Raw genomic sequence first — 6,960 nt, 5'->3', positions numbered from 1 at the left:
CCTGCCGCGGGCGGGGTCGGGGGACCCTGGTTTCGCCCCATCACCGGGCCCCGCCCCGGCCGGGCGCGCCGAGATAGCCGCGCGCCAGCGGGAAACCACCCAGGTACACCTCGCCGACCACATCGTCGTCAACCGGTCGCAGGCCCGCGTTCAGCAGATACGCGGCCACGCCGTCGAGCGGGTCGCCGATGCCGAACCGGCTGCCTTGGTGCACCCGCCCGGCGGTCGACCAGATCGTCGTCTCGGTCGGGCCGTACGTGTTCCACAGCTCGGCCCCGCCCAGTGACTCGGCCAGCTCCGGCGTCAGCACCTCCCCGATCGACACCCGGACCCGCACGCACTCCGGCACGCCCCCGGCCGCCGCCAGCACCGCCCACACCGACGGGGTGACCTGGACGACCGTGACCGCCTCGGCCATCAGACGCCGGGCCAGCGCGGGGCCGTCCACAACGATCTCCGGCGGTATCGCCGCCACCCGGGCGCCCACCGTCAGCGGCCCCACCAGTTCCCACACCGAGATGTCGAACGCCGGGGAGATCATGGCCGCCACCACGTCCCCGGCGCCAAGACCCACCAGCGCCGTCGACCGGGCCAGCATCCCGGCCACCGCGCCGTGCGGCACGCCCACCGCCTTCGGGCGGCCGGTCGACCCGGACGTGTGGAGTACGTAAGCCAGTGACTCGGGTGTGATTCCGGGATCGACGCGCTCGAACTCCTCCGGCAGGTCCGGGATCTCGGTCAGCACGACGCGGGCGGCCTCGGTGACGGCCCGGCGCCTCGGCTCGGGCCACAACGGTTCCACCGGCACGTACACCGCGCCCGCCCGCCAGATCCCGAGGATGGCCACCACCAGGTCCGTGCCGCGCGGCAGGTCCACCGCGACCCACGCCTCAGGACCGGCGCCCTTCGCCCGCAGCACCGAGGCCAGCGCCGCCGAACGGCGCTCCAGCTCGGCGTAGGACAACTCACCCACCGCGAGGCCGTCCGCGCCGAACCGGATCAGCTCCAGCACGGTCGACGGCGCCGGAGCACCGGCCGGCCCGGCCACCGGCGCGGCCACCACCGAAGACCCCGCCGTCAACGCCGTCAACGCCGACAACCGGCGATCGGGGTCGGCACACGCACGGTCCAGCAAGGCCAGCAGCCGCCCGGCGACACCGTCGACCGTCGCACCGTCGAACAGGTCCGTGTCGTGCTCGGTGACGACTGCCATCTCTCCGTCGCCGCCGGACTCCACCATCACGGTGAGGTCGACGTCGGCCGTGCCCGTGTCCGGCAGCATCCGGTCGGCCCGTACGCCGGGGAGCACCACCTGGGGTGGGTCCTGCATCACGAGGTGCGCCTGGCACAGCGGCGCGTGGCTCGGGTCGCGGGAGGCGCCGACCGCCTCGACGAGCCGGTCGAACGGGACCGCCGCGCCGCCCAGTCCCGCCGCGACCGCGCGGCGGACCCTGGCCACCAGCTCGCGGAACGTCGGATCGCCGCCGATCCCCACCCGCAACGGCACCGGGTTCACGAACATTCCGACGACGCCGGCGAACTCCGGCCCCGGCCGCCCGGACACCAGGGTGGCGACCACGACGTCGTCCTGACCCGCCGTCGTGCCCAACGTGGCGGCGTACGCGGCCTGTAGCACGACGAACCGGGTGGAGCGCGTGGCGCGGGCGAGCGCGTCGACCCGCGCGGTGAGACCCCCGGGGACGGCGTGGCGGCGCAACTCCCCCCGGAAGGCGCGCATCCTCGGGCGGGGCCGGTCGGTGGGCAGGGTGAGCAGGTCCGGCACACCGTCCAGCTCGGACACCCGGAGGGACGGGTCGTGGTCGATGATGTCCGGCGGCGCTCCAGGATCCGGCAGGGGCCGGGCCGGGTCGGCGTACAGGGCGCTGATCTCCCCGCACAGCACCGACAGTGACGTACCGTCGACGACCGCGTGATGCGTGTTGATCACCAGTATGTGGTCGGTCGGCGTGATCCGGCCCAGCCGGATCCGGAACAACGGCCCGGTGCGCAGGTCGAACGGCTCCCGTGCGGCCTGCGCGGCGAACGCCTCTGCGGCTGCCTCTGCGTCTGCGGCCTGCACCGTCCGCACCACGACATCCGCGGCGCCCACCGGACCCACCCGGCCGACCGGCTCGCCGTCGACCTCGTCGAAGGTGGTGCGCAGCATCGGGTGCCGGGCCACCACCAGGTCAGCCGCGCGCTGGAGCGCGTCCACCGACACGGGGCCGGCCAACCGGAACACCGCCGGGTTGTTGTGCAGGGGTGCGCCATCGGCGAACGCCTCAAGGAACCACAGCCGCCGGGCCCCGGGCGGGAGCGGGACCGTCATCGGTACGCTCCCCGATCTCCGAACCGGCGCCGGTACGCCGCCAGATGGTCCGGGTCCGCCCGCAGGAACGGCGCGTCGGCGGCCACCATGTGCCGCACCGCCAGCAACGGCAGCGGGCTGCGCAACGGCCGGAAGTCCGCGTTCCACAGACCGGGCGCGGACGGCGGTCCCGGGTGGAACTCGCCGATCATCAGGCCGCGTTCCACGAACCCGTCCTTCAGCTCCCGCTGCGTGTGGTCGATCTCCCCGGGTGTGACGTCCGGCAGCACCACCAGGACCGTCCGGTATCTGGCCCCCGGCCCCTCACGCGGCGGCAGGTCGGGGAACCAGTCGCGGTAAGCGGTCATCACCGCCCGCAGGTCCGGCCGTCCGGGGTGTACGGCGAGGTAGAGCCCGCCCCGTTCCAGCGAGACGGCCGTGTACGGGCAGACGTCGCCGCTCCGCCCCAGATCGGGGTGCGGCCGGCACAGATAGGACCGCGCCCACTCCAGCACCACCTCGGCGGCGGCAGGCAGGTCCGGGTGATCCGGCTCGAACAGCGCGACGTCACCCGCCGGGTGGTTCAGCATTTCCCGCTCCGCTTCCGCCGCGCCGCAGCGAGCAACGTGACTCCGCCGAGCCCGGCGAGTCCACCGAGGAGGCGGTCCTGGCGGCGGGCCCGGGCGAGCGCGTCGCCGTACGGGAGGCTGCTGTGGCTGATCATCGCGTACAGCGTCCGCCACCCCGGTAGCAGGCGGCCGAGCGTGAAGTCGATCCGCTTGCGGGCCAGGAACACCGGTGACCGCACCCGGTCGCGCAGCTCCACGAAGTTGCGCGCGGACAACTCGGCGAGCACGTCGGTGTGCGGGCGGCGGCGGGCCTCGAACGCGGCGAGCGCGTCGCCCGGGGCGTGCTCGGCGAGACACGCGTCGAGCACCGCGCAGTCCTCGAACGCGGCGTTCATCCCCTGGCCGTAGAACGGGAACACGGCGTGCGCGGCGTCGCCGACGAGGACGACACGGTCGTGCTGCCACGGCGCGGTGCGCACCGACACCAGGCTGCCCGGCTCGTGCGCGAGGAACTGCGTGACCAGGTCCGGCACCAGCTCGGTCAGGTCGCCGAACTCCTCGGCCAGGAACGCCCCGGCCCGCGCCGGGTCGCGCAGCCCCGAGAACCCGGTGTCGCCGTCGAACGGCAGGAACACGGTCCCGGTCAGCGATCCGTCCGGGTTGGGGTGTGCCACCACCAGTCCCCGTCTGCTCGGCCACACGTGCAACGCCTCCGGCCGGTCGACGGCCGGGATGGTGAACTCCCGGTAGCCCCAGTCCAGGTGCGTCTGATGGAACTCGGCACGCACCCGGCGGTGCAGGTGCGCGCGTACGGTCGAGTACGCGCCGTCCGCGCCCACGACGAGATCCGCCGAGAACGTCCGGGCCGGGGTCCGCACCTCGGTACCGGCCAGGCCGGTGACGCGGTGCCCGAACCACAGCCGCACCCGGGGAATCGATTCGGCGGCGTCGAGCAGGGCGATGTTGAGGTCGTGGCGGCGGACCGAGTGCAGCACCTCGGAGTCGTCCGCGCCGTAGGGCTGGTAGGTGACCCGGCCGCTGTGGTGGACGATCCGCCCGCGCATGGGAACCGATTTGGCCAGGGCCTCATCGAGGAGGCCGATGTCGCGCAACGCCGCCCGCCCGCGTTCGGACAGCCCGACGCTGATCGACGCGGCCTCCGGGCCGTTCGTGCCGCGCGGGTCGTCGCGCCGCTCCACCACGTCCACCCGGTGGCCGCGGCGGGCCAGCCGGATCGCCAGCATGGTTCCGGCCATGCCCGCCCCGACGATGACGACGTTCATGTCCGGCCCCCGGCCGAGTCCACCGAGTCCACTGAGTCCACCGAGTCCACTGAGTCAACTGAGGCCACCGGGTCCATCGCGGACAGGGCTTTGGCGAGGTCGGCGAGTGTGGAGGCGTCGAACACGGTGGCCACGGACGCGTCCACGGCCAGTTCGACCCGGATCCGGCTGACCAGCGCGGTGGCCATCAGCGAGGTGCCGCCGAGGGCGAAGAAGTCGTCGTCCGGCGCGACCGAATCCACCGACAGCACCTCGGCGAACAACCGGGCGAGGTCGTCGGCGAGCGCGCCCGACGCCCGCGGCGCGGGCTCGGCGAACGCGGCCCGGTCCAGTTTTCCGTTGGGGGTCAACGGGAAGTGCTCGACCACCTCGATCATGTCCGGGACCAGGTGGGCCGGCAGCCGCTCGGCGAGGTGCGCGCGCAGGTCCGGCACGCTCGCCCCGCGCGGCACCACATAGCCCACCAGATAGGCGCCGAGCGGTCCGGAGTGGGCGACGACCACCGCCCGCTCCACCGCCGGGTGAGCGCCGAGCGCGGCCTCCACCTCGCCCGGTTCGACCCGGTGGCCGCGGATCTTCACCTGGTCGTCGGCCCGGCCGAGGAACAGCAGGTCACCGTTCGGCAGCACGCGGACCAGGTCGCCGGTGCGGAACATGCGCGACCCGGGCGGACCCCACGGGTCGGCGACGAACCGCTGCGCGGTCGGCCCGGGGCAGCCCAGATAGCCGCGCGCGACCCCGGCGCCGCCGATGTACAGCTCGCCCTCGGCGGCCGGGGCGCACGTCTCGTCCAGCACCCGTAGTTCGGTGCCGGGGATCGCCGCCCCGATCGGCACCACCGGGCCGCCGGTGAGCGGCGCGCTCATGGTGGCGCACGCGGTCGTCTCGGTCGGGCCGTAGGCATTGATCATCCGGCGGCCGGGGGACCATCGGGCGACGAGGTCCGGGCCCACCGCCTCCCCGGCGACGATCAGGCAGGCGACCGAAGGCAGCGCCATGTCCGGCTGGGTGGCGAGCGCGCTCGGTGGCATGCACACATGGGTGACGCCGTGCTCGGCGACGAACCGGGCGAACGGTTCGCCGGGCGGAAGGCCCTCGGGCGGCGCGAGAACGAGCGTGGCCCCGGTGAGCAGCGCCATGCACAGGTCGGCGACGGCCACGTCGAAGCCGACCGACGCGTACTGCAACACCCGGGCACCCGGCCGGGCGCCGAAGCGTTCCCGTTGCGCCGCGACGAGATGAGCGATCCCCGCATGGGGAACGACCACGCCCTTGGGCTTTCCGGTCGAGCCGGAGGTGTAGATGACGTAGGCGGCGCACGCCGGATCGGGATCCGCCACCGGGGCGGCGGACACCGCCGCGGCCTCCAGCGCCCGCAGCTCCCCCGGCGTCAGCACCAGGGCGGGACGGGCGTCGGCGAGCACGGCGGCCACCCGGTCCGGCGGTTGGGCGGAGTCGACCGGCAGGTACGCGGCTCCCGCGGCGAGCACGGCGACGACGGCCACCACCATGTCCGCGCCGCGCGGGATCGCGACGGCGACGATGTCGTCCGGCCCGACCCCACGGTCTCGCAGCCCGCTCGCCACCGCGGAAGCGCGGGCGTCGAGCGCACCGTAGGAGAGCGTGCCGTCAGCGGCGACCACCGCGATCGACTCCGGGGCGCGGGCGACCTGGCGCCGGAACATCCCCACCATCGTCTCGGCCGGTAGGGGATTCACCGTATCTAATCGCGCGTCCACTGCGGTTTCACACTCCGTGACCCACGGGAATCTATTAGGGGAACGAGGGGAACTCTGTCTCATGACGCGGATCGGTGTCAACGCGGATCGGTGTCAACGATCAACGAGGTGGTTATCTTGGCGCTCACCCGATGCGCCGACCGCAATGAATGGCAATGATGAGAACTTGTTCATGGAAATTTTGGTCCCGCTGGTCTGTTCGGCGCCATAACCTGGCCAGTATCTTGATAGCCACTTCCCGAGACCTGATCAGTTACGCGCTGCCGAGCGTGACCAAGTCGTGCTCGAAAATGGGTTGGCCCATCTGGAGGAGTTCGGATGAGCGGGACATCGCTGGGTACGCGATTCAGGGACACGCCACCGACGTTCGTGCCGGTCGACCAGGTAACCGAAACGCGTCTCGTGCGGGTCGCCGGCTCCAGTCCCGACCACGTCAGCGCACTCGCGCAGTGCCCGGACGGCCTCCCGCCGATCCTTGTGCACCGGCCGACCATGCAGGTGATCGACGGTGTGCACCGCCTGCGCGCGGCCAAGCTGCGCGGGGACGCCACCATCGGTGTGCGGTTCGTCGACGGCACCGAGGAGGACGCGTTCGTGCTGGCCGTGAGCGCCAACGTGACCCAGGGGTTGCCGCTGACGCTGGCCGACCGCACCGCCGCCGCCTCCCGGATCCTCTCGTCGCATCCGCATTTGTCGGACCGCCTGATCGCGTCGACAGTCGGGTTGTCCACCAAGAAGGTGGCCGCGATCCGGCAGTGTTCAACCGGGGAAATGACTCAGTTGAACACCCGCCTCGGCCGTGACGGGAAAGTGCGGCCACTCGACGCCTCCCACGGACGTACGATTGCGAGCCGGGCGATTTCGAACAATCCAGATCTTTCGTTGCGGGAGATCGCCCGAATCGCCGGAATATCGGTCGGCACCGCCCGGGATGTCCGGGAAAGAATGCGCCGCGGCGAGGATCCTATTCCGCCGCGGCATCGCCTTTCCGCCGGAAACCGCGCGGAAAACGCAGAAAACTCAGGAAATGCAGAAAACGCAGGAAACGCAGAAAACAACGC

5 protein-coding genes are annotated in these 6,960 nt (G+C 72.5%); 1 reads left to right on the top strand and 4 read right to left on the bottom strand.

The annotated features are described in order from the left end of the window. Positions 1-40: 40 nt before the first annotated feature. The 4 genes from ACWF94_RS28500 to ACWF94_RS28485 are packed head-to-tail and all read right to left on the bottom strand — an operon-like array spanning position 41 to position 5,854. On the bottom strand, positions 41-2,329 hold the full coding sequence (locus ACWF94_RS28500) for a non-ribosomal peptide synthetase (RefSeq protein ID WP_453494541.1): 2,289 nt from the start codon (positions 2,327-2,329) through the stop codon (positions 41-43). After that, positions 2,326-2,898 (bottom strand): DUF6875 domain-containing protein, encoded by a 573-nt coding sequence (locus ACWF94_RS28495; protein WP_453494538.1) that lies wholly within the window; start codon positions 2,896-2,898, stop codon positions 2,326-2,328. The genes ACWF94_RS28500 and ACWF94_RS28495 overlap by 4 nt, the downstream gene beginning before the upstream one ends. Continuing rightward, positions 2,892-4,160 carry an FAD-dependent oxidoreductase gene (locus ACWF94_RS28490; RefSeq protein ID WP_453494536.1) on the bottom strand — a complete coding sequence of 423 codons (1,269 nt, stop codon included), beginning with the start codon at positions 4,158-4,160 and terminating at the stop codon, positions 2,892-2,894. The genes ACWF94_RS28495 and ACWF94_RS28490 overlap by 7 nt, the downstream gene beginning before the upstream one ends. Continuing rightward, complete coding sequence (locus ACWF94_RS28485) at positions 4,157-5,854, bottom strand: non-ribosomal peptide synthetase (RefSeq protein WP_453494544.1); 1,698 nt, start codon at positions 5,852-5,854, stop codon at positions 4,157-4,159. Before ACWF94_RS28485 ends, ACWF94_RS28490 begins: the two co-directional genes overlap by 4 nt. A 363-nt stretch (positions 5,855-6,217) precedes the next feature. Here ACWF94_RS28485 and ACWF94_RS28480 point away from each other — a divergent pair. After that, the coding region (locus ACWF94_RS28480; protein ID WP_453494534.1) for a transcriptional regulator at positions 6,218-6,960 on the top strand (743 nt) is incomplete at its 3' end.

Source organism: Streptomyces sp. NPDC055078 (assembly GCF_053607985.1).
The sequence above is the reverse complement of the archived record's forward strand: the minus strand, read 5'-3'. Positions and strand labels throughout refer to the sequence as shown.

Excerpts from the sequence above, each read along its gene's own strand:
- ACWF94_RS28500 (WP_453494541.1), bottom strand. The coding sequence starts at position 2,329 with ATGACGGTCCCGCTCCCGCCCGGGGCCCGGCGGCTGTGGTTCCTTGAG.
- ACWF94_RS28495 (WP_453494538.1), bottom strand. The coding sequence starts at position 2,898 with ATGCTGAACCACCCGGCGGGTGACGTCGCGCTGTTCGAGCCGGATCAC.
- ACWF94_RS28485 (WP_453494544.1), bottom strand. The coding sequence starts at position 5,854 with ATGGTGGGGATGTTCCGGCGCCAGGTCGCCCGCGCCCCGGAGTCGATC.
- ACWF94_RS28490 (WP_453494536.1), bottom strand. The coding sequence starts at position 4,160 with ATGAACGTCGTCATCGTCGGGGCGGGCATGGCCGGAACCATGCTGGCG.